This is a genomic window from Actinomadura sp. RB99 (assembly GCF_014706005.1).
In the GTDB taxonomy this organism is placed as follows: domain Bacteria; phylum Actinomycetota; class Actinomycetes; order Streptosporangiales; family Streptosporangiaceae; genus Spirillospora.
The window spans coordinates 12,010-32,754 of sequence record NZ_JABMCA010000066.1; the positions used below are offsets into that span (position 1 = coordinate 12,010).

A 20,745-nucleotide genomic window follows, 5' to 3' on the forward strand; every position below is an offset into this window, starting at 1 on the left:
CGGCGGCGCTCGGTGACCGGGCGCCGGCGGGAGCCCTACCCGGCCGACCGCTCCCGGTAGACCTCCACCGCGTACCGCAGGCGCGCGCCGACGAGCAGCGCCTCGTCCTCCGGGCACGCCAGCAGGCGGCTCACCAGGTCGACGAGCTGGTCGTCGGTGAGGTCGGGCTCGTGTTCGGCGACGCGCGCGACGATCTCGATCAGCTCGGGCCGCCGGTACGTCGCGATCGACCGCCCGCGCCGGATCCGGGGTCCCTCCCCCTGCGGTCCCCCGGCGCCCGCGCGCTCGGCGGGGGGCTCGGGTGCGCTCTCCTGCGGCGACCGGCGCGGGACGTCCTTCCGGGGCGGACCGCCCGTGTCCTGCTCCCGCGCATCAGGGCGTCGCGCGGGCGGCCCCGCTTGCGCAGGCGGGCGACCACCGAGGCCGGGGTCCAGCGGCCAGCGCGGGGGGCCGCTGGGTCCCGGACCCGCCGCACCCTCTTGCCGGACGTCCGGACGCCGCGCCGGGGCGGGAGGTCCCGCCTGCCCCGGCGGGTGCCCGCTTGCCCCGCGCTGCTGCGGTATCCGCTGCGGAACGTCGGGCGGGCGCGGCGGCGCCGTGCCCCCTTCACGGACGTCGGGCCGAGGAGCGGGCGGGTCGCCCTGAGGGCGGGCATGGCGGCCGGGAGGCGCGGGTTCGTCGGCGGCGCGAGGAGCGTCGGAGGCGCGAGGAAGGTCGGAGACGCGAGGAGCGTCGGCCTTGGAGCGGGCGTGCCTGGGACGGCCCTGCTCCGGCTCGGGAGGAGGCGCGAGGAGGCTGAACAGGGACGCGGTCGGGGTGACGGCGTCGTGGAGCGAGGCGGGCAGCGGCGTCGCCGGCGGCGGGCCCTCGGGAGCCGGGAGGTCGGGTCCCGCGGGGCCGACGAGGATGGTGCGGGGCGCGAACCAGAGCAGGAAGAGCGCCTCGGCGCCCGCGTCCTGCTCGCCGTCCACGATGACGGCGTCGAAGGCGTCCGGGCTCGGCGGGAGGGTGTCGGGGATGCGCCACAGCGGGACGATCCACGCGGGGACGGTCTCGAGCGGCGAGGCGGGCGCCGGAGGAAGCGCCGCGCGGACGGCGGCCCAGGCGCGGGCGGAGGCGAGCGCGGCGCTGGAGGCGCGGAGGCGTTCCTCGGCGGCGTTCAGGGACGCTCGGAGGCGCTGCTCGGTCGGAGAGAGCGCGGTCTCGGCGAGGCGGCCGGAGGCGCGGGCCCACGCCCAGGCGTCGTCCCAGTGGCGGGTGCGGGTGTGCCATGCCTCGTCGCCGTCGGTGGCGAGCAGGAGGTTGGCGAGGTCGGCGTGGACGGCGCGGACGCGGTCGAGGAGCTCCTCGCAGCGCAGCTGGAGGGCGCGCTCGTGCCGGGCCTCGGCGAGGGCGCCGAGGCAGCGGCCGTAGGCGTCGGCGTCGCGGGCGTCGATGGCGGCGCGGGCGGCGGTGAGCTCGGGCGGCGCGCCGGGCCCGGCGGGGCCGATGGAGTCGCGGAGGGCGTCGAGGTCGGCGGCGGCGCGGTTGACGCCGAGCCCCTCCAGGGCGCTCTCCAGGGCGGCGACGTAGCCGTACCACTGGAGCGGGTGGCTGAGCGGGACGGCGAGGCCGGCGCGGTCGAGGAGGCCCCGGGTCTCGTCGACGTACGGGACGGCCTGGTGGACGCGTTCGAGCCGGGCGTGGGCGCGCACGAACCGGGCGACCCGGTCGGCGGGCGGCAGGTCGGCGGGGAAGGAGATCCCGGCGGCCTCCCAGACGTACTGGAGCTCCTGGCAGGTCATCCGGATCATGAGGTCGGTGAAGACCAGCTCCAGGGCCTCGGCGGTCGCGGGCGGCTCGCCGTCGACGGTGATGCCGGCGAGGGCCGCGTCGGCCTGCTTCTGCGCGGCGGACCGCAGCGGCCCGCGCTTGAGGCTGCCGCCCTCGGCGAGGTGGTTGCGCAGGTCCTGGGCGGCGGACGCGAGGCGGCGCAGGTGGAGCTCGCCGGGCGGGAGGCCGACGCGGTGGCCGCCCATGCGGCCGAGGGCGCGCTCGGCCCAGCCGGCGCGGGCGGCCATCTCGGCGACCCGGGCCCACACGAGCGGCCGGCGGCGGGCGAGGGCGTCGGCGAACGCGCGGACGGCGAGGTCGGCGGGGTTCCAGCCGCCGGGGTGGCCGTCGAGGCCGAGGTCGCGGAGGGCGGCGCCGACGTTGGACGCGGCGCCGTCGAGGCGGGCGAGGAGGGTGACGTCGTGGGCGCGCAGCCGCCGCGACAGGTCGGTCTCGGACCGCTGGACGCGGGCCGCGGCGACCGCCTCCGCCTCGATGAGGGTCCGGACGTAGGGCGCGCTGGGGAGGGTGCCGGGGTCGACGTCGCGCTGGGCGGTGCGGGCCTTGCGCTCCGGGGTCTCGTCGGCGAGGAGCACGACCAGCTCGGCGGCCTCGGCGGCGGAGATCGGCGGCGTCGGCGGCAGGTCGGGGGCGACGGGCATCCACGACAGGCCGGGCGCCTCGGCGCGGAGCCGCTCGGCGAGCTCGCCGCGCGCGCCCCGGTAGCCGGACCCGAGGTCGGCGACGGAGCCGCTGCGCAGGTGCTCGGTCAGCTCGGCGACGTCCTGCTCGGCCTGCGCCTGCCTCTCGGCGAGGTCGGTGATGTCGGGGACGGGCGCGGCGGCGCGCGCGCGGACGGCGTCGGCGGCCTGCGCCGCGGTGGCGGGGTCGGCGACGGTGAGGCCGGCGAGGTCGGCCGGGAGGGCGGCGCGGAGCGCGGCGGACGCGGACGCGCCGGACGTGGCGACGAGGACCCGGTGGCCGCGCACCAGCAGCCCGGTGAGCAGGTCGGGCACCGTCTGCGGGGTGCGTTCGGGCACGTGCATGACCTGGGGGCGGCGGCCGGGGTCGACGAAGCGGGCGAGCCCGTCGGGGACGCCGCGGGGCAGCAGGCCGATCAGCCGGTTGCAGTAGTCGGCGGCCGCCTCGCGGCCGGGCGGCCGCACGACGAGGGCGGGCGCGAGCCGGAGCCGCGGGACGGGCGTGGGGCTGCCCTCGGCGGCCCAGTCCTCCCGGTAGTCGACGGTGCCGCTGATCGCGGTCGCGCACCATTTGCGCAGGACGTCGCCGACGGAGGCGGTGAGCCCGAACCCCTGCCCGGCCTGGACGGCGTCGGACAGCCAGTCGGCGGGCCGGAACCCGGGGGTGCCCGCGAGCAGCTCGCGGTCGCGCAGCGCGGTGCGCCCGGCGAGGACGACGTCGATGCGCTCGGTGCGCTCGTCCAGCGCGATCCGGACGGGGGTGCCGAGCAGGTGGTCGTGGACGGGCGGCGCGCCGGGCGGGCGCCAGGCGAACAGGCCGGCGGCGAGGACGACGTCGTGGTCGGCGAGGTCGCGCAGGATCCGGTACCAGTGCCGCAGGCCGAGCCAGCCGTCGAACTCCTCCAGCACGGCGGGCGGGCTCAGCGGGATGACGGGGACGCTGAACAGCACGTCGCCGGGGCCGGCGTCGGTCTCGACGTACACGTCCCCCGGCAGGTCGGCGAGCCAGTGGACCTGCTCGTGGTCGGCCAGGTCACGGGACGGCCGCCGCCGGGACCGCGCGAGGTCGCGCAGGTGGCCGAGCAGGCGCGCGGCGCGCTCGGCGGCCTGCGCCGCGTCGAGCGCGGATCCGGCGTCCGCCGCGTCCCCGGCCGCCGGGTCCCGCCGGACGCCCGCCGCCTCCGGGGCGGCGTGCTCCGCCGCCCGTCCCGGACCCGGGCCCTGCTCCGGCACCACGGCTCCCTCCTCGGGGCCGCGGAGCCGCCCGCTCGTGCGGTGCCGCCGCCCCTGTGATGCTGTGCACCGATCTAACACCCAAGGGCGGGCCCGGTCGAGCCATTCCGATGATCTTGATCAGTGCGCGCTGACTCAGTGGGCGCGCGCGACGTACCGGTCCTCGCTCGGCATCATGACCCACAGCACCAGGTAGACGACGAACTGCGGGCCCGGCAGCAGGCAGGACAGCAGGGCGAGCAGCCGGACGGTCCACGGCGCCATGCCGAACCGCTGTGCCAGCCCGGCGCAGACGCCGGCGATGATCCGGCCGTGGCGCGGACGATAAAGGCCGTTCATGATTTCTTCTCTCCCCGATCCGTCGATCCGTGAACGCGGGCCTCCCGGCCCGTGTGCCGCGTTTCTCGCGGCCACACCATTCACGCTACGAACCGGGCATCCGGCCCGACATCCCCCTTCCGAACCCTTTGCCCGTCCCTCTCGAGGGGTACGGGATCTTCCCTAGGGGGCGTTGTGCCGGGCGACGAGCGCGGGGAGGTCCTCCAGGTCGTCCAGGACGAACAGGCATTCGGCCAGCGTCTCGTCGTCCCGCTGGACGTGGCCCCAGGGGCCGCGCCGCAGGAACGCGGCCCGCATCCCGAACGCCACGGCGGGCCGCATGTCGTTGTCGATGCGGTCCCCCACGTACAGGACGCGGTCCGGCAGCACGTCGGCGATCTGCGCGCAGCGCTCGAAGAACTCCGTCGCCGGCTTCTGGACGCCCCACACGTCGGAGATGCCGATGACGTCGGCGTCCAGCCCGAGGGCCTCCATCTGCTCGGCCGCCTCCACCGGCTGGTTCCCGGCGATCCCGACGTAGAGCCCCTGCTCGCGCAGCGCCGCCAGGCAGGCCCGCGCGTCGGGGTACAGGTCGTCCGGGCCGAACCCGTTGGGCACGCCTGCCGCCGCGCGCCGCTTCTGCTCGGCCTCCAGGTCGAACCCGGGCCGGAAGTACTCGAACAGGTCCTGGTGGCTCCCGCCGGCGGCGAGGATCGCGCCCAGCTTGGTGAGGAACGTGTGCCGCGGGACGCCTAGCCAGTCGGCCCAGCGGCCGTAGATCTCGCCCTCGTTGATCAGCGTCTCGCCGATGTCGAAGAAGACCGCCTGGATGGACCGGGGGGCCGGGGGGTGCGGACGGTTCACGGGCGGGCCAGATCCACGGTGGTGCCGGGGGCGAGGCGGCGGAACTCCCGGCCGAGCTCCTCGCCCGCGCCGGTGAGAACGCGTTCCATCACCGACAGGCCGACCTCGTTGAGCAGGCCGTCGTGGATCGCGAAGGCGCGCTCCGGGCGGACGGCGCGGGTGTACTCGTACAGGTCGACGGCCCGCATCCAGGGCGCGTTGCCCGGCAGGCACAGGGTCGGGACGGGCTCGCCGGGGACGGTGAGCGCGTCGCCGGGGTGGAAGACCTCGCCGTCCACCAGGAAGCCGACGTTCGGGATCGGCGGCAGGTCGGGGTGCATGATCTCGTGGTCCTCGCCGTAGACGCGGACGTCGAAGCCCGCGACGGTGACGGCGTCCTCGTGGCCGACCTGGTGGACGCGCCCGCCGAGGTCGGCGAGGCTCTCGGCGACGGTCCGGGACGTCCAGACCTCGAGCGCGGGGTCGGCGGCCATGGCCTTGCGCAGGCCGTCGGCGTCGAAGTGGTCGAAGTGCTCGTGGGTGACGAGGACGGCCCGCGCCCCGGCGTAGGGGTCGGCGTCCCCGGTGAGGCCGCCGGGGTCGATGACGAGGGTGCGGTCGTCCTCGGTGAGCCGCACGCACGCGTGGCCGAGCTTGGTGAGACGCATTCCGCCAGTTTTCCACGCGGGTCCGGTGAACGGACCGGCACCTCCCGAGGGGGACGGCCCCGCGCCCCGGGCCCGCCTCCCCGTGAACGGACCATTGACCGGCCCTGTCGCCGCTGATACAACACGGTGAACGCCACTAGAACGCGTTCTAGTTCGGGCGTTGCACCGGACCGAGGAGGCGGCGAATGCCCGTTCCCGACCAACGCGATCCCGAGATCACCCGGACCGCCCTGGCGGACTGGCTCGGGGAGCGGCTGCCCGGGGCCGCGATCCCCCACCTGGAGACGCCGCAGACGAGCGGCTTCTCCAGCGAGACCCTGATGTTCGACGCCGAGTGGACCGAGGACGGCACCACGAGGCGCGAGCCCTACGTCGCCCGGGTCGCGCCCGCGAACTACCAGATCTTCCCCGAGCCGCGCTTCGAGGAGCAGTACCGGCTGATGCGGATCCTGGACGAGCGCACCGACATCCCGGTGCCGCCGATCCGCTGGTACGAGCCGTCCGACGGCGTGCTGGGCGCCCCGTTCTTCGTGATGGGCCGGATCGACGGCCGGGTCCCGACCGACATGCCGCCGTACCACATGGACGGCTGGGTGACCGAGGTCGCGCCGGAGGAGCGGGCCGCGATGTGGTGGTCCACGCTGGAGATCATCGCGCGGCTGCACCGGCTGGACGTCGGCGAGCTCGGCCTCGGCTTCCTCGACATGCCCGCCTGGGGCGCGCCGGGCCTGGAGCAGCGCCTCAATTACTACGAGCACTACCTCCACTGGGCGTACAAGGGCCCGCAGGAGACGGCGCTGAAGGCCCTGGAGTGGCTGAAGGCGAACCGGCCCGAGGAGCCGGACCCGCCGGTCGCGCTGTGGGGCGACGCCCGCATCGGCAACGTGATCTTTCGGTCGGGCGCGCCCGCCGCCGTCCTGGACTGGGAGACGGCGATGCTCGGCGCCCCCGAGGAGGACCTCGCCTGGTTCATGTTCCTGGACCGGCACCACTCCGAGGGCGTCGGCGCCGCCCGGCTGGACGGCTTCCCGTCCTACGCCGACACGATCGCCCGCTTCGAGGAGCTGCTCGGGCGGCCGGTCCGGGACATGCCGTACTACGAGATCCTCTCCGGCTTCAAGTTCTCGGTGATCATGGCCCGGATCGGGCAGGCCATGGTGGACTTCGGCTGGATCGGCGAGGACTCCGACTTCCCCTACGACAACAACTGCACGCAGCTGCTCGCGCGCATCCTCGGAGGCGACACGTGACCCTCTCGCCGCTCGACGACTACCCGATCCACCAGGCGCCCGAGGTGATGCGGCACGTCACGACGTCGGACCGCAACTTCTACGACCGCTACTACTTCAACGTCCACCCCTGCTCGGACGAGATGATGATGCTCATCGGGGTCGGGCAGTACCCGAACCTCGGGGTGATGGACGCGTTCGCGGTGATCCGGCGGGGGCCGCTGCACAAGGTCGTCCGGGCGTCGCGGGAGCTCGGGAACGACCGGATGGACACGTCGGTCGGGCCGTTCCGCGTCGAGGTGATCGAGGGGCTGAAGCGGCTGCGGGTCGTCCTCGACGAGACCGGACACGGCCTGTCGTTCGACCTGACCTGGGACGGGGCGATCCCGGCGACGCTGGAGCCGCCGCACTACCTGCGCTGGCAGGAGCGGGTGGTGTTCGACTCGCGGCGCCTCGCCCAGACGGGCCGCTGGACGGGCACGATCACCGTCGAGGGCGAGACGATCGACGTCACGCCGGACCACTGGTGGGGTTCGCGCGACCGCTCCTGGGGCATCCGGCCGGTCGGCGAACCGGAACCGCCCGGCATCCAGGTGAAGAACGCCGGGACGTTCTACTGGCTGTACGCGCCGATGCAGTTCGAGGACCACTCGATCCTCTGCATCCTCCAGGAGGACGAGAAGGGCCGCCGGCTGCTGGAGGAGGCGACGCGCGTCTGGCCGGACGGCCGCGAGCCCGAGTACCTGGGGCGTCCCGAGTACCGGCCGGAGTACGCGGAGGGGACGCGGGACGTGGTGGCGGCGACGCTACGGTTCGCTCCCCCGGGCGGTGAGCCGTTCAAGGTCCGCGCGACACCCATCCTGCCCGTCCACCTCATGGTCGGGACCGGGTACGGGCTGGAGCCCGACTGGAAGCACGGCATGTACCAGGGGCCCGATCTGAAGGTCCAGGGCGTCACCTACGACACCCGCAAACCGGACGATGCCGCCCGTATGTGGGGCATGGTCGACGCCGTCGGGCGCTACGAGTACCTGGACGGCGCCGCCCCCGGGACCGCCGCCACCGGCCACGGGCTGTTCGAGTACTGGGCGCTCGGCCCGCACCCCTCGTTCCCCGCGAACGGCTGATCCCCGGCCGCTCCACGAGGCGGGTTCTGCCAGACTGGCGACCGTGACGACGCCGCCATCGCAGGACCCGGAGGACGAGAGGCGCCGGGCGCGGCGGAGGGAGCTGGACCGGCAGGTGCGCGACCGCTACGGAACCTGGCGCGACCAGCCGCGCGGGCTGGCCTGCGCGGTGATCGCCGCCTTCCTCGTGCTGACGACCGCGGCGTTCGTCTTCGCCGTGGTCGCCGTGGTGGCGGCCGTCCGCTGACAGGACGAAACCGGGGCGCCGATCGCGCGGATCGGCACCCCGGCCCCTCGTCTCGGGCCCGCCCGGGGGCGGGCGGTCACGTCACATGGCCGTTCCCTCGGCGATGGTGAACGCCACGTCGCCCTGCGGGTCGACCTGGGCGTCCAGGGTCTTGTCGTCCAGCAGCTGGGCGACGCTCGGCTCCAGGTAGACCTTGGCGCCCTCTTCCTCGACGACCTGGTCTCCGGCCTCCGGGGCGGGTGCCACCGAGAGCCGCAGCGCGTCCGAGCCATCGACTCCGGACTCGATGCGGATGCCGGTCTCCGGCGGAAGCTCCGGGCTGGCGGTCACGGTATTGATGACCTGGACGGCACCGCTGGTCAGCGTGAGCACGATCAGCTCCTCACGTCTCATGGGGTTCGTTTCGGATGGGGGTCTGCCTCACCCTCCCCACTGCGAGGTGCGGCAAACCCTCACGGCGAGCGAACTTTCGGCCGCGAAGAGCGACGGATCCCCGGCCCGGCGGCGCCGGATCCGCGTCTCAGCCGGCGTTGGGGGCGAGGGCCCGCACGGCCTCCGCCGGCGACAGCCCGCCGCCCGGGACGATCGCCAGCACGGGGGTGGTGAGCCCGTTGTCGGCGTACTCGCGGATCCGCGCCCGGCACGCCTCCGGCGACCCGTGCACGATCAGGTCGTCGACGACCTCGTCCGGGATGACCTCCAGGGCCTTCTTGCGGTCCCCGGCGGCCCACGCCTCGTTCATCGGGCGCAGCGCCTCGCCGCGGCCGAGCCACTCGTGGAACGCCCGGTAGACGGGCACGTTCATGTAGGCGGCGATCATCCAGCGGCCGATCCCGCGGGCCTCCTCGGCGTCGTCGGTCGGGCAGACGAACAGCCGCGCGACCAGCTCCGGGTCGTCGCCGAGGACGCCGCGGACCGTCCGGACGTCCTTGGGGGCGAGCCAGTTGGTGATGGCGCCGTCGGCCTCGCGGGCGGCGAGCCGCAGCATGCCGGGGCGCAGCGCGGCCAGCACGATCGGCGGCGGCGTCGCGGGCGCGTTCTCCAGCTTGAAGCCCTTGACCGAGAAGGTCTCGTAGTCCTCCTTGACCTTCTCGCCGGCGAGCGCCTTGCGCAGGAAGCGGAGGGTGTCGCGGGTGCGCTTGTACGGCTCGGTGAACGGGATGCCGTTCCAGCGCTCGACGATCGTGTCGGACGAGGTGCCGATGCCGAGGACGAACCGTCCGGGCGCGAGGTCGGCGAGGGTGGCGGCGTGCGAGGCCAGCAGCGCGGGGCCGCGGGTGTAGACCGGCACGATCGCGGGGCCGAGGCGCAGCGCCGGGTCCCACTGGGACGCCAGCGCGAGCGGGGTGAAGGCGTCGGTGCCGTTGGTCTCGGCGGACCAGGCGTCGGTGTAGCCCAGTTCGGACAGGCCCGCGACGATCTCGCGGTGCTCGGCGAGCGGGACGCCGGTCAGCGGAATGGTCAGTCCCCAGCGAGACATGTGCGCCCTCCTCAGGCGATCGATGGCCGGACGGTCGAACCGCCGTCGACGACGAGGGTCTGCCCGGTCATCCAGGACGAGGCGTCGCCGGCGAGGAACACCGCGGCGTTGGCGATGTCCTCGGGCTCCCCGATGCGGCCGAGCGGCATGTGCTTGCCGATCTGCTCCTCGTTGTTCTCCCACAGGGCGCGGGCGAGGTGGGTCTTGACCAGGCCGGGGGCGATGCAGTTGACGCGGACCTTCGGCGCCAGCTCGACCGCGAACTGGCGGCTGAGGTGGATCACCGCGGCCTTGGTGGCGTTGTAGTAGCCGATGCCGTGCTCGGTGACCATGCCGCCGACGGAGGCGATGTTGATGATCGCGCCGCCGCGCTCCTGGAGGGACGCGCGCCAGGCCAGCTGGGTCCACTGCACGATCGCGAACTGGTTGATCTCGACGGTCTTGGCGGCGGCGGCGGGCTCGATGTCGGCCATCGGGCCGAAGTAGGGGTTGGTGCCGGCGTTGTTGACCAGGACGTCGACGGCGCCGAACTCGGCGACGGCGGCGTCCACGCAGGCGGCGGCCTCGTCGGCGTGGCCGACGTGGGCGGCCTTGGGGAGCACGCCGACGCCGGGGCTGGCCGCGCGGATCTCCTCGGCGACCGCGTCCAGCGACTCCTGCTTGCGGGAGGAGATGACGACGTTGGCGCCCTCGGCGGCGAGGGCGACCGCGATCGCCTTCCCGATGCCCCGGGAGGCCCCGGTGATCAGGGCGGTCTTGCCCTGAAGTCCAGTCCGCATCCGCAACTTCCCTTCTCGGCGGGCCCCGCGCGGGGGCACGGGTCCGGCAACAGAATCAGGCTCGGTTCACTGTACCGAAGTGACTGACGAGTCAGTTAGCGGACCCGCGCAGCTCACCGCCCCGCTCCAGCACGAACGCCCGGAACCCCTCCACCACCGGCGGGCGCGTCCGCTCCGCCGCCCAGACCAGGCCGATCGTCCGGACGCCGCCGGGGTCGGCGAGCGCGAGGTGCCGGACGCCCGGGACGTCCTCGCCGGCCGGCGGCGGCGCCACGATCGCCACCCCGAGCCCCGCCGCGACCAGCCCCCGGACCGTCGAGTGCTCCTCCCCCTCGAACGCGACCCGCGGCCGCGCCCCGCACGCCTCGAACAGCTCCTCGGTCAGCGCCCGCAGCCCGGTGCCCTGCCGGAAGGCGACGAACGGCTCGTCCAGCACGTCCCGCACCCGGGCGCTGCTGCGCGCCGCCAGCCGGTGGTCGGCCGGGACGGCGAGCTCCAGCCGCTCGGTGACGAGCGGGTGCCAGGTCAGCGACGGGGCGGCCGGCGGCGGGCTGGTGATCGCGAGGTCGGCGCGGCCGTCCAGGACCATCGCGGCGAGCCGCTCGGAGTTGTCCTGGCTCAGCCGGAACGCCACGCCGGGACGGTCGCGCCGGTACCGGCGGATCAGGTCCGGGACGAACGACGGGCCCTGCGTGTGCAGGAACGCCAGCGACACCTCGCCGCGCTCCGGGTCGGCGGCCTGCGCGAGCGCGCGCCGCGCCGACTCCTCCTCGGCGGCGAGCCGCCGCGCGTGCTCGGCGAACACCCGCCCGTACCGGCTCAGCGCGACGCCGCGGCCGACCCGGTCGAACAGCGGGACGCCGAGCTCGCGTTCGAGGCGGGCGATGGCGCGCGACAGCCCGGGCTGGGAGACGCGCAGCTCGGACGCGGCGTTCGTCACGTGCCCCTGCTCGGCGACCGCGAGGAACCACCGCACACTCTGCAGATCCATGCATCCATGATGGATCCGCATCGGTTTCCGCACAAATAGTCATTGGACGCATGAGAACTGGAAGCGGACGCTGGACTCCATGACCGTCGCACCGCCCCTGGAGCTCTCCGAACGGCACCGGCTCGGCTCGCCCGGCCTGCGCCGCGTCAACCTCGCCCTGTTCGCCGCCGGGCTCACCACGTTCATGTCCCTGTACTGCACGCAGGCGCTGCTGCCGGAGCTGTCGGCGAGCTTCGGCGTCTCCCCCGCCCGGTCGAGCCTGCTCGTCTCGCTCGCCACCGGCGCGGTCGCGATCGCGGTGATCCCGGTCAGCTCGCTGTCGGAGCGGTACGGCCGGACCCGCGTGATGATCGTGTCGTCGGTCGCGTCCGCGCTGGTCGGGCTGCTGATCCCGCTGTGCGGGTCGTTCGCCGCGCTCGCCGCCGTGCGGGCCGTCCAAGGGCTCGCGCTCGCCGGGGTCCCGGCGGTCGCGATGGCCTACCTCGCCGACGAGGTGCACGGCGAGCACCTCGGCGGCGCGATGGGCCGCTACGTCGCCGGGACCGGGATCGGCGGCGTGCTCGGCCGGCTCGTCCCCGGCCTGGTCACCGAGGTCGCGGGCTGGCGGTGGGCGCTCGCCGCCACCGGGTTCCTCGCGCTCGCGTTCACGATCGCGTTCTGGCTGCTGCTGCCGCCGTCGCGGTTCTTCCGGCCGTCCCGCGTCGACTACCGGCCGCTGCTCGCGCACCTGCGGGATCCCGGCCTGCGCCGCCTCTACCTGATCGCGCTGACCGCGATGGCCGGGTTCGTCACCGTCTACAACTTCCTGACGTACCGCCTGCTGGACGCCCCGTTCCACCTGCCGTACGCCGTGGTCAGCCTGATCGCGGTGATGAACGTCGCGGGGTCGGCGGCGTCCGCGCGGGCCGGGCTCCTCGCGGACCGGTCCGGGCGCCGGAAGGTGCTCGTCGGGTCGCTCGTGCTGGCGGCGTGCGGGCTGTGCCTGACGCTCCCGGCGGTCCTGCCGCTGGTCGGGGCCGGGCTGCTGGTGTTCACGGTCGGGTTCTTCGGGACGCACGCCGTGGCCAGCGGCTGGGTCGGGCGGCGGGCGACCACCGGCCGCGCCCAGGCGTCCGCCCTGTACCTGTTCGCCTACTACATGGGCAGCAGCGTCGGCGGCACCGCCGGGGGCGTCGCCTACGAGCACGGTCACTGGACGGGGACGGCCCTGTACGTCCTGGTCCTGCTCGGCGTCGGGCTGCTCGCCGCCGCCGGGATGGAATCCGTCCGCTGGGTGGGACGGCGCCGGTCGTGAGCGTGCGCTTGGTTGTTACCGTACGCGCGTGACGACCACCGCCAAGAAACGCCTTCCGGCCGTCGAGGGCTGGTTCACCACCGAGAGCGGGGACGTGCGGCTGCTCGGCACGCGCTGCTCGTCCTGCGGGACGCCCTACTTCCCGCGCAACGAGCTGGCCTGCCGCAACCCGCGCTGCACAGGCCCGAAGGACGGCTCGGAGCTGACCGAGCACGCGCTGTCCGGACGCGGGCGCATCTGGTCCTACGCGGACTCGCGCTACAAGCCCCCGCCCCCGTACGTCTCGCCCGACCCGTTCGTCCCCTACACCGTCGCGGCCGTCGAGCTGGAGGCCGAGAAGATGGTCGTGCTCGGGCAGGTCGCGCCGGGCCACACCGTCGACGACCTCGAGGTGGGCATGGAGGTCGAGCTGACGGAGGGCGTCCTCTACGAGGACGGCGAGGCCGAGTACACCGTCTGGATGTGGAGGCCCGTCAAGTGAGCGCGAACCGCGACATCGCCGTCCTCGGCGCGGGCATGCACCCGTGGGGCAAGTGGGGGCGCAACTTCGTCGAGTACGGTCTCGCCGCGGCCCGCGCCGCCCTGGCCGACGCCGGGCTGACCTGGCCGGACGTCCAGTACGTGGCGGGCGCCGACACCATCCGCAACGGCTACCCGGGGTTCGTCGCGGGCGCCACGTTCGCGCAAGCGCTCGGCTGGAACGGCGCGCGGGTGTCGAGTTGCTACGCGGCGTGCGCGTCCGGCGCGCAGGCCATCGCGTCCGCGCGCGCGCAGATCCTCGCGGGGCTGTGCGACGTGGCGCTGGTCGTCGGCGCGGACGCGGCGCCGAAGGGCTTCTTCAAGCCCGTCGGCGGCGACCGCCCGGACGACCCGGACTGGCTGCGGTTCCGCCTCCTCGGCGCCACCAACCCGATCTACTTCGCGCTGTACGCGCGCCGCCGGATGGCGATCCACGGCGCGACGCTGGACGACTTCGCCGCCGTGAAGGTCAAGAACGCCCGGCACGGGCTGGCGAACCCGAACGCCCGGTACCGCAAGGAGGTGACGCTGGAGGACGTCCGCGAGTCCGCCGTCGTCGCCGACCCGCTGCGGCTGCTGGACATCTGCGCGACCAGCGACGGCGGCGCCGCGCTGGTGCTGACGTCGATGGACTTCGCGCGGCGGAGCGGCATCGCCGACCCGGTGCGGCTGTCCGGCCTGTCGACGGTGACGCCGACGTTCCCCAAGACGGTCGTCGACCTGCCCGACTTCGCCACCGACTCCGCGCTCGCGGTGCCCGAGCCGGAGCGCCCCTTCCGCGCCGCGATCGCGCACGCCGCCTACGAGGAGGCCGGCATCGGCCCGGACGAGCTGTCCCTGGCCGAGGTGTACGACCTGTCCACGGCCCTGGAGCTGGACTGGTACGAGGACATCGGGCTGTGCGAGGTCGGCGGCGCCGAGGAGCTGCTGCGGTCCGGCGCGACGGCGCTGGGCGGCCGGATCCCGGTGAACCCGAGCGGCGGCCTCGCGAGCTTCGGCGAGGCGATCCCGGCGCAGGCGATCGCGCAGGTCTGCGAGCTGACCTGGCAGCTGCGCGGGCAGGCGGAGGGCCGCCAGGTCGAGGGCGCGCGCGCGGGCATCGCGGTGAACCAGGGCCTGTTCGGCCACGGCTCCGCCATGATCGCCGTCCGCTGACCCGTGGCGCGCCGCCCTCATGCCCGGCCGGGACGGGCGGCGCGCCGCGGCCCGACGGCGCCCCGGCCGCCCCTGGGCGGGCGGGCCGCGCCATGAGACGATCCGCCCGAGCGGTGACGTGAGCGGGGGTGGGCATGGAGAGGGACGGCGCCGGCGGCCGCGGGCGCGCGCCGGGGCGGCTTCCCTCCGGCCGGCACCGGCTGTCCCGGGACTACGTCGCCGGGCACCAGGTCGCCCGCATTCTCGCGGCCGTCGTGGAAATCGCCGGCACCGCCGGCTACCGCGGCCTGACCGTGGATTCCATCATCGCCAATGCGGGCGTTTCCCGTGCGACGTTCTACGTCCATTTCAAGAACAAGGACGATGCCTTTCTGCGGGCCAGTGACGTCATCGTCGAGCAGATGATGGACCGCGTCGTCGAGGCGTATCAGGGCGAGCCGGACGCCACCGGGCGCGTGCGCGCGAGCCTGGGCGCGCTGCTGGCCTATCTGTCCGAAAACCCGCGCGCGGCGCGGATGTGCATCGTGGAGTCGATGTCGGCGGGCCCGCTCGCGGTCGAGCGCCGGGACCGGGCGCTGGCCGCGTTCGCGCAGGTCGTGACCGACAACATGCACGAGCTCTTCCCGCACTACCCGAGCCCCGAGCTGATGGCGGAGACGATCGTCGGCGGCATCTACCAGGTCGCGTACTCGCGGATCGCGCGCGGCGAGACCGCCACGCTGCCGGAACTGCGCGACGGCCTGCTTCACACGTTCGCCGTGCCGGACCCGGAGCGCTGGGGGCCGGGCGCCGCGTCCCGCGAACCGGAATCCGCCGCGCCGGGGCCGCAGGGGGCGCGCGGCGAGTAGAGGGGCGTCCGCGGCGTATTAGGGCGGGCCGCCGGAGTTGGCGGCGGGCGCGCAAATTCGAGAAACGTGGCCGTTTTTCATTAGCGCCCGATGCGCCCGCCCCGGCCCGCGGACACGGCCCCCGCGCCGGCGCCGGAGCGCATTGGACCAGTTGAAGCCCGCGATTCCGGCGGCGTCCCGGACCGCCGCCCGAACCGGTGGCCGGATACGGCCAGCTTGACCGGGAACCGGAATGACCGACCAGTCAGATCGGGGCGGCGTCCTCCGCCGCCGCGCACCCTGCGCGTTCGCCGCCGGCCTCCACGCAGCGTGACCGCTATCACAGCGCAGCGTCGGTCATATTCGGACATCGACCGGCGCCATAACCCGAAAGCTGAAACCCGGTCGAGGGTCCCGCCGGAATGGCCCCCCTCTTGATGAACGCCGTCATTCATGATTCTGTCCGGTTGCCGCGGCGTCCACCGACGCGGCCTAGGGCCCAGGCCGTGCGGACGCCCGTGTCGACCGCGTCTCCCACCCTGAAAGAGACAGCATGAGAAAGCTCGGCAAAATCGCCATTCCGCTCGTCGGCTCGACCGCGCTGCTCATCGGCATGACCGGCTCCGCGCTCGCGTCCGGCACCATCACCTCCGGCGGCTCCCCCTACACCGGCAACGTGCTCGCCACCAACCTCGGCAACGTGACGCTGTCCGGGCTCAGCAGCCTCGGATCGATCATCAACACCTGCACCAGCGCGTCCCTCGGCGCCTACACCAAGTCCGACGGCACCGGCGGGCAGCTCAACAGCGTGTCGCTGACCGGCTGCACCAACAACCGCGGCGGCACCACCACGGTCACCGCGCTCAACCTGCCCTACACCGGCGGCCACGTCGACTACGACTCCACGCACGCGAGCAACCGCGACGGCACGATCACCATCAACGCGCCGAACCCCTCGGTGGACGTCAAGGCCGTCCTCACCCTGCCCGCCTGGGGCATCTCCAGCATGGAGTGCCACTACGGCCTGACCACCTCCACGCCGCTGACCATCAACGTCTACAACCCGACCAACGCCAACAAGCCCGTCCCGTCCAACTCGCACGGGCAGGGCAAGCTGGCGGGCCAGGCGCTGCAGTTCATCTCCGGCGACAGCAGGTGCCCGGCCTCGGCCTCGGCCAACGGCAACTTCCAGATCGTCACCGACCCGGGCGGCGCCGACCTGACGCTCGGCCCGTGATCCCGTCCCCCTGACCCCACCCCACCCCGCGGGACGGGCCGTGCCCCCACGGCCCGTCCCGCCCCTTCGCCCGGAGCACCCATGCGCCTCTCCCTCCGCCGCCTCCAGGCCGGCGCCGCCGCCCTCACCGTCGCCGGCGGCCTGCTCGGCGGGCTCGCCACCGCCCCCGCCGCGTCCGCCGACACCCTGCCGTCCTTCGACTTCTCCGCCTGCCCGGCCCTGCCCTCCGGCGCCGACCCGGCGTACGCGCAGTGCAACGTCGCCGTGACCACCGGCGGGACGATGCAGCTCGGGTCCATCAAGGAGACGATCTCCTCGCCGATCACGCTCACCTACACCACCGGCTTCGACCCCGTGACGCTGGAGGAGTACACGATCTTCGGCTCGTTCAAGGCGAGCCGGTTCCAGGTGCAGCCGGGGCTGTTCGGCGACCCGTTCGTCACGGCGGTCTACGCCCAGCCGCAGTACGCGGGCGGCCTCAACACCGACGGCGGCACGCTGAACCTGAACCTCAAGGTCAACGTGCAGAACCCGCTGCTCGGCGGCAAGTGCTACATCGGGTCCAACACGAAGCCGATCGCGCTGCACCTCACGCCCGGCACGACGAGCCCCCCGCCGCCGAACACCCCGATCTCCGGTACGCCGCCCGAGGTCGTCGGCACCAACCCGACCGTCCTCAAGACCACCGTGGTCGACAACGCCTTCGCCGTGCCGAAGGCCGACGGCTGCGGACTGGATCTCGGCGTCGAGAACTGGGCCGTCAACCTGTACGCCGGGCTGCCCTCGGCCGCCGGGCACAACACGGCGATCTTCAACCAGTACGTGGCCTACAAGACCTACACCGACCTGCCCTAGCGCAGCGCCCTAGCGCGGCGCCCGACCGCGGCGCCGCGCCCGGCCCGCGCCCGCCCCTCCCCGCCGCGGGGGCGCGGGCCTTCCACCCCCCTCCATGGAGTTGAGACGATGAGAGCACCCTTCAGGCGGTTCACCGCCGCGGCGCTCGGCGCCGGGCTCGCCGCCCTGGCGCTCACCGGCCTGACCCGGCCGGCGAGCGCCGACGACGTCCCGCCCGGCCTGGACTTCAACGACTGCCCGACCCCCGACCAGCTGCCGGCGGGATACGACCCGGCCTTCGCGCTGTGCACCGTCACGGTGATCGGCGGCGGGGAGCTGAAGATCGGGTCGATCGACCAGACGATCACCCAGCCGATCAAGATGACCTGGGCGAACGGCTACGACCCGGTCACCCTGGAGCAGTGGGCCGTGTTCGGCCCGATGCGGGCCGAACCGCAGCGCGTGAAGGGCGGCGTCCTCGGCATCGACGGGTCCGACTTCATCCCGCTGCTGCAGATCAGCGCGCAGCCGCAGCTGGCCGCCGACCCGGAGCTGTCCCCGGAGGGCGAGGTCGCGCTCCGCCTCAAGCTCAAGATCAAGACGATCAACCCGCTGCTCGGCGACACCTGCTTCATCGGAAGCGACGCGGACCCGATCGTGCTGAACCTCACCTACGCCACGACGGACCCGCCGCCGCCGAACAAGCCGATCACCGGTACGGGGCCGCACGTGCTCGACAACGGGGTCCTCGCCTCCACCCCGGTCGACAACGCGTTCGCCGTGCCGAAGTCGTCGGGCTGCGGATGGAACGGCATCCTCAACGGGATCGCCGACTTCCGGGCGGGCCTGCCGTCCCCGGCGGGCACGAACACCGCGATCTTCGAGTCGTACTCGAAGTACCAGAACTACCCTTCGCTGGCCAAGACGTCCGCGAAGTACAGAGCGAAGTAGCCGGGGCTCCTCGGCCGGTCCGCTCCGTCCGGGGCGGACCGGCCCGCCCGCTTCACGGCCGGCCGGGCGGGTTCACTTCACCGTGAAGCCGTCGCAGCCCAGGTAGTAGGCGTCGCCGTTCGAGCGGACGTGCATCCAGATGACCGTCCAGTCGCCCTTGGTGAGGTCGAACGCCTCGCTTCCGGCGCCGCTCCACTTGAAGTCCGCGGGGTAGTGCACGTAGAGCCACCCGCTCTCGCCCGGATAGAGACGCGGCTTGCTGTTGACGATGCCGGTGACCGCGTTCCCGCCCATCCCCGCCGGCGGGCGGACCTGGACCGCCAGGTAGTAGCGCGACGGCGACTTGTACTTGAAGCGGGCGCCCAGCTCGACGGTCTTGCCTCCGTAGGGCGTGCGCGGTGCGGAGGTCTGCAGGTCGCTCGCGAGGGCGTCGTCCTCCGGGCGGACGGCGGGCAGGCAGTTGAAGTTCGCCTTCGTCCAGGCCAGCTGACCGAAGTCGTTGGTGGGCTGCTTCACGAGGATCTTGTCGGGCGGGACGCCGTTCCCGCCGGTCGTGCCCGAGGCCGGGGAGCGCGTCGCGCCGGCACCGGTCTGCGGACCGTCCGCGGCCGTCCCGCTCGTCCTCGTGCCGGGGCTCTCGCCCGAGCCGGCGGACGGCCCGCCCGCGTCCCGGTGCCCGCCGTCGTCCTTGCCGTCGAAGCCGAGGCGGGCGGCGAGCGCGACCGCCAGCACGACGGCGACGACCCCGGCGCCCGCCGCGATGACGGCGGCGCGGCGGCGTCCGCCGGTCAGGCCCGGGGTCCGCGTGCGGTCGGGCGGGACGAGCCCGACCGCGGCGGCCTGCGCGACGGTCACGGGCAGCATCGGAGGCGCACCGACAAGCCGCCGGTACACGGGGTCCTGCGCGAGGGCGCCGGCGCCCGCCGCCACCCCGGCGAGCCGTTCCAGCGGGATGCGGTCGCCCGGCTCCTTCCGCGCGCACTCCCGGACGAGGTCCGCGACGCGCGGGTCGACGCCGGCGACGTCGATCTCGCCGCTCAGCGTCCGGTGGATGATCGCCTCGATCCGCCCGCCGCCGAACGGCGGCCGTCCCGTCGCGGCGTAGGCGATCGTCCCGGCGAGGGAGAACACGTCGGAGGCCGGGAGCGGCAGCTGCTCGCGCACCACCTCGGGCGCGACGTAGCCGGGCGTGCCGTTCCACGCTCCGGTCTGGGTGATCTGCGTCTGCCCCTCGCCGCGCGCGATGCCGAAGTCGATCAGCCGGGGGCCGTCCGGCGCGAGGATCACGTTGCCGGGCTTGAGGTCGCGGTGCTGCACGCCCTGGCGGTGGATCTCGAGCAGGCCCTCCGCCAGCGCCGCGAGGAGCCGCAGGCAGGTGTCCGGCGGCAGCGGCCCGTACTGCGCGACGGCCTGCCGGAGGGTCGGGCCCGGGACGTACTCGGTCGCCAGCCAGTACGGCGGCGCGTCCAGCCCGGCGCCCACCATCGCGGCGGCGAACCGGCTGCGGACCCGCTCGACGGTCGCGACCTCGCGGCGGAACCGGGCGAGCGCCTGCGGGTTCTCGAAGTCGTCCCGGATCACCTTGAGCGCGACGTGCCGTCCGCCGCCGGTGGCGCCGAGGTAGACCTGGCCCATGCCGCCCGCGCCGATGCGCGCGAGCACGGGGTACCCGCCGATCTCCGCAGGATCCTCGGGACGCACTGGTTCCACGGTCCGCCCTCCCGGGCCGTTGTGTCGGGGACGGCGGAAATCATGTCATCCCCGACCGTGTCGGGCCAACGCGGTGGGGCACGCGGCCCCCGCCTACCCGCGGTCGCTTCCGGTCAGCGGGTGCGCTCGGTCGGCAGGGTGCGCGCAGTCGGAAGGGGGGTCAGTCGGCAGTGGGCAGTCAGCAGGGTCAGTCGGCGGGGTCAGTCGGCGGGGTGCGCCGAGCCGGCTTTGCGGGCGACGTGGAGGGCCCAGCCGATGAGGGGCGCCTGAAAGGGGAGGCGGCCGTAGGCGGCGGCGCGGAGCGGCAGCGGCTTGTCGCGCCAGTCGTAGGCCATCTTGATGTTGGCCGGGAAGACCGCGGCCATGAGCCCGGCCGTGGCGAGGGCGCCGGTGCGGCGGGTGCGGGGGAAGGCGACCGCCGCGGCGCACGCGAGTTCGGCGACGCCGCTGGCGTAGGTCCAGGTCCGGGGGCTGCCGGGCAGCCGCCTCGGGACGAGCGCGTCGAACGGCCTCGGGGCGATCAGGTGGGCGGCGCCCATCCCCGCCATGAGGGCGGCGAGCCGGCGGGTGGCGCGCGACGAGTCGGTCATGCCCGAAGTCTGGCAGATCAGACTGCGCGTCCAATAGTGCCGCGCCCCGCCGAACGGATGTGACCGAGGTCACCCCTGTTGACCTGTGTGGCGGGCGGCGGAGCGGTCACGTGTCTGATGTCACCGATTCGTCGGATGTGTTCGGTTTTCCGGCAGAGCTATCTTTGTACTGACCGGTCAGTGCAAAAACGCTCCGCGGA

General features: G+C 74.1%; 20 protein-coding genes. 10 read left to right on the forward strand and 10 right to left on the reverse strand.

What is annotated here, in order from left to right:
- Window positions 1–35: 35 nt before the first annotated feature.
- The 4 genes from amrb99_RS38620 to amrb99_RS38635 form a co-directional block, all read right to left on the reverse strand.
- On the reverse strand, window positions 36–3,749 hold the full coding sequence (locus tag amrb99_RS38620; RefSeq protein WP_190865815.1) for a hypothetical protein: 3,714 nt from the start codon (window positions 3,747–3,749) through the stop codon (window positions 36–38).
- Window positions 3,750–3,881: 132 nt separating this feature from the next.
- On the reverse strand, window positions 3,882–4,085 hold the full coding sequence (locus amrb99_RS38625; RefSeq protein ID WP_190865817.1) for a PspC domain-containing protein: 204 nt from the start codon (window positions 4,083–4,085) through the stop codon (window positions 3,882–3,884).
- A 162-nt stretch (window positions 4,086–4,247) separates the two neighbouring features.
- Window positions 4,248–4,928: an HAD family hydrolase gene (locus tag amrb99_RS38630; protein WP_347257035.1), complete on the reverse strand. Its 681-nt coding sequence runs from the start codon at window positions 4,926–4,928 to the stop codon at window positions 4,248–4,250.
- On the reverse strand, window positions 4,925–5,575 hold the full coding sequence (locus amrb99_RS38635; protein ID WP_190865819.1) for an MBL fold metallo-hydrolase: 651 nt from the start codon (window positions 5,573–5,575) through the stop codon (window positions 4,925–4,927). Before amrb99_RS38635 ends, amrb99_RS38630 begins: the two co-directional genes overlap by 4 nt.
- A gap of 185 nt (window positions 5,576–5,760) precedes the next feature.
- Here amrb99_RS38635 and amrb99_RS38640 point away from each other — a divergent pair, with 185 nt between their 5' ends.
- The 3 genes from amrb99_RS38640 to amrb99_RS38650 are packed head-to-tail and all read left to right on the forward strand — an operon-like array spanning window position 5,761 to window position 8,178.
- Window positions 5,761–6,825: a phosphotransferase family protein gene (locus amrb99_RS38640; protein WP_190865821.1), complete on the forward strand. Its 1,065-nt coding sequence runs from the start codon at window positions 5,761–5,763 to the stop codon at window positions 6,823–6,825.
- Window positions 6,822–7,931 carry a hypothetical protein gene (locus amrb99_RS38645; RefSeq protein ID WP_190865823.1) on the forward strand — a complete coding sequence of 370 codons (1,110 nt, stop codon included), beginning with the start codon at window positions 6,822–6,824 and terminating at the stop codon, window positions 7,929–7,931. Before amrb99_RS38640 ends, amrb99_RS38645 begins: the two co-directional genes overlap by 4 nt.
- A 43-nt stretch (window positions 7,932–7,974) precedes the next feature.
- Window positions 7,975–8,178: a hypothetical protein gene (locus tag amrb99_RS38650; protein WP_190865825.1), complete on the forward strand. Its 204-nt coding sequence runs from the start codon at window positions 7,975–7,977 to the stop codon at window positions 8,176–8,178.
- A gap of 81 nt (window positions 8,179–8,259) precedes the next feature.
- Here the strand turns inward: amrb99_RS38650 and amrb99_RS38655 are convergent, their stop codons facing one another.
- From amrb99_RS38655 to amrb99_RS38670, 4 genes are all read right to left on the reverse strand, one after another.
- Window positions 8,260–8,571 (reverse strand): Fe-S cluster assembly protein HesB, encoded by a 312-nt coding sequence (locus tag amrb99_RS38655; RefSeq protein ID WP_194737570.1) that lies wholly within the window; start codon window positions 8,569–8,571, stop codon window positions 8,260–8,262.
- Between the two features lie 127 nt (window positions 8,572–8,698).
- On the reverse strand, window positions 8,699–9,658 hold the full coding sequence (locus amrb99_RS38660; protein ID WP_190865827.1) for an LLM class F420-dependent oxidoreductase: 960 nt from the start codon (window positions 9,656–9,658) through the stop codon (window positions 8,699–8,701).
- A gap of 11 nt (window positions 9,659–9,669) precedes the next feature.
- The gene (locus tag amrb99_RS38665) at window positions 9,670–10,437 is read right to left on the reverse strand and encodes an SDR family oxidoreductase (RefSeq protein WP_190865829.1); all 768 of its coding nucleotides are present in this window, start codon (window positions 10,435–10,437) and stop codon (window positions 9,670–9,672) included.
- A 91-nt stretch (window positions 10,438–10,528) separates the two neighbouring features.
- A complete protein-coding gene (locus amrb99_RS38670) occupies window positions 10,529–11,428 on the reverse strand; it encodes a LysR family transcriptional regulator (protein WP_190865831.1) in 900 nt (299 codons plus the stop codon).
- A gap of 79 nt (window positions 11,429–11,507) precedes the next feature.
- On the opposite strand from amrb99_RS38670, the gene amrb99_RS38675 reads away from it, so the two are divergent.
- The 7 genes from amrb99_RS38675 (at window position 11,508) to amrb99_RS38705 (ending at window position 18,245) form a co-directional block, all read left to right on the forward strand.
- Window positions 11,508–12,722, forward strand: coding sequence for an MFS transporter (locus amrb99_RS38675; protein ID WP_190865834.1), 1,215 nt, complete (start codon window positions 11,508–11,510; stop codon window positions 12,720–12,722).
- Between the two features lie 28 nt (window positions 12,723–12,750).
- The gene (locus amrb99_RS38680; protein WP_190865836.1) at window positions 12,751–13,203 is read left to right on the forward strand and encodes an OB-fold domain-containing protein; all 453 of its coding nucleotides are present in this window, start codon (window positions 12,751–12,753) and stop codon (window positions 13,201–13,203) included.
- On the forward strand, window positions 13,200–14,396 hold the full coding sequence (locus tag amrb99_RS38685) for a lipid-transfer protein (RefSeq protein WP_347257036.1): 1,197 nt from the start codon (window positions 13,200–13,202) through the stop codon (window positions 14,394–14,396). The genes amrb99_RS38680 and amrb99_RS38685 overlap by 4 nt, the downstream gene beginning before the upstream one ends.
- Before the next feature lie 134 nt (window positions 14,397–14,530).
- The gene (locus amrb99_RS38690) at window positions 14,531–15,244 is read left to right on the forward strand and encodes a TetR/AcrR family transcriptional regulator (protein ID WP_190865838.1); all 714 of its coding nucleotides are present in this window, start codon (window positions 14,531–14,533) and stop codon (window positions 15,242–15,244) included.
- A gap of 532 nt (window positions 15,245–15,776) precedes the next feature.
- Entirely contained in the window at window positions 15,777–16,460 is a 684-nt protein-coding gene (locus tag amrb99_RS38695) for a hypothetical protein (protein ID WP_190865840.1), read from the forward strand.
- Between the two features lie 81 nt (window positions 16,461–16,541).
- Entirely contained in the window at window positions 16,542–17,315 is a 774-nt protein-coding gene (locus amrb99_RS38700; protein WP_190865842.1) for a hypothetical protein, read from the forward strand.
- A 108-nt stretch (window positions 17,316–17,423) separates the two neighbouring features.
- Window positions 17,424–18,245, forward strand: coding sequence for a hypothetical protein (locus amrb99_RS38705; RefSeq protein ID WP_190865844.1), 822 nt, complete (start codon window positions 17,424–17,426; stop codon window positions 18,243–18,245).
- Between the two features lie 72 nt (window positions 18,246–18,317).
- Here the strand turns inward: amrb99_RS38705 and amrb99_RS38710 are convergent, their stop codons facing one another.
- Both amrb99_RS38710 and amrb99_RS38715 read right to left on the reverse strand, forming a co-directional pair.
- A complete protein-coding gene (locus amrb99_RS38710; RefSeq protein ID WP_190865846.1) occupies window positions 18,318–19,955 on the reverse strand; it encodes a serine/threonine-protein kinase in 1,638 nt (545 codons plus the stop codon).
- A gap of 200 nt (window positions 19,956–20,155) precedes the next feature.
- Window positions 20,156–20,545: a DoxX family protein gene (locus amrb99_RS38715; protein ID WP_190865848.1), complete on the reverse strand. Its 390-nt coding sequence runs from the start codon at window positions 20,543–20,545 to the stop codon at window positions 20,156–20,158.
- Window positions 20,546–20,745 lie beyond the last annotated feature (200 nt).

Coding starts and splice junctions, on each gene's coding strand:
- amrb99_RS38635 (WP_190865819.1), bottom strand. CDS start 5,575: ATGCGTCTCACCAAGCTCGGCCACGCGTGCGTGCGGCTCACCGAGGAC.
- amrb99_RS38655 (WP_194737570.1), bottom strand. CDS start 8,571: ATGAGACGTGAGGAGCTGATCGTGCTCACGCTGACCAGCGGTGCCGTC.
- amrb99_RS38705 (WP_190865844.1), top strand. CDS start 17,424: ATGAGAGCACCCTTCAGGCGGTTCACCGCCGCGGCGCTCGGCGCCGGG.
- amrb99_RS38660 (WP_190865827.1), bottom strand. CDS start 9,658: ATGTCTCGCTGGGGACTGACCATTCCGCTGACCGGCGTCCCGCTCGCC.
- amrb99_RS38690 (WP_190865838.1), top strand. CDS start 14,531: ATGGAGAGGGACGGCGCCGGCGGCCGCGGGCGCGCGCCGGGGCGGCTT.
- amrb99_RS38625 (WP_190865817.1), bottom strand. CDS start 4,085: ATGAACGGCCTTTATCGTCCGCGCCACGGCCGGATCATCGCCGGCGTC.
- amrb99_RS38715 (WP_190865848.1), bottom strand. CDS start 20,545: ATGACCGACTCGTCGCGCGCCACCCGCCGGCTCGCCGCCCTCATGGCG.
- amrb99_RS38670 (WP_190865831.1), bottom strand. CDS start 11,428: ATGGATCTGCAGAGTGTGCGGTGGTTCCTCGCGGTCGCCGAGCAGGGG.
- amrb99_RS38700 (WP_190865842.1), top strand. CDS start 16,542: ATGCGCCTCTCCCTCCGCCGCCTCCAGGCCGGCGCCGCCGCCCTCACC.
- amrb99_RS38665 (WP_190865829.1), bottom strand. CDS start 10,437: ATGCGGACTGGACTTCAGGGCAAGACCGCCCTGATCACCGGGGCCTCC.
- amrb99_RS38640 (WP_190865821.1), top strand. CDS start 5,761: ATGCCCGTTCCCGACCAACGCGATCCCGAGATCACCCGGACCGCCCTG.
- amrb99_RS38675 (WP_190865834.1), top strand. CDS start 11,508: ATGACCGTCGCACCGCCCCTGGAGCTCTCCGAACGGCACCGGCTCGGC.
- amrb99_RS38695 (WP_190865840.1), top strand. CDS start 15,777: ATGAGAAAGCTCGGCAAAATCGCCATTCCGCTCGTCGGCTCGACCGCG.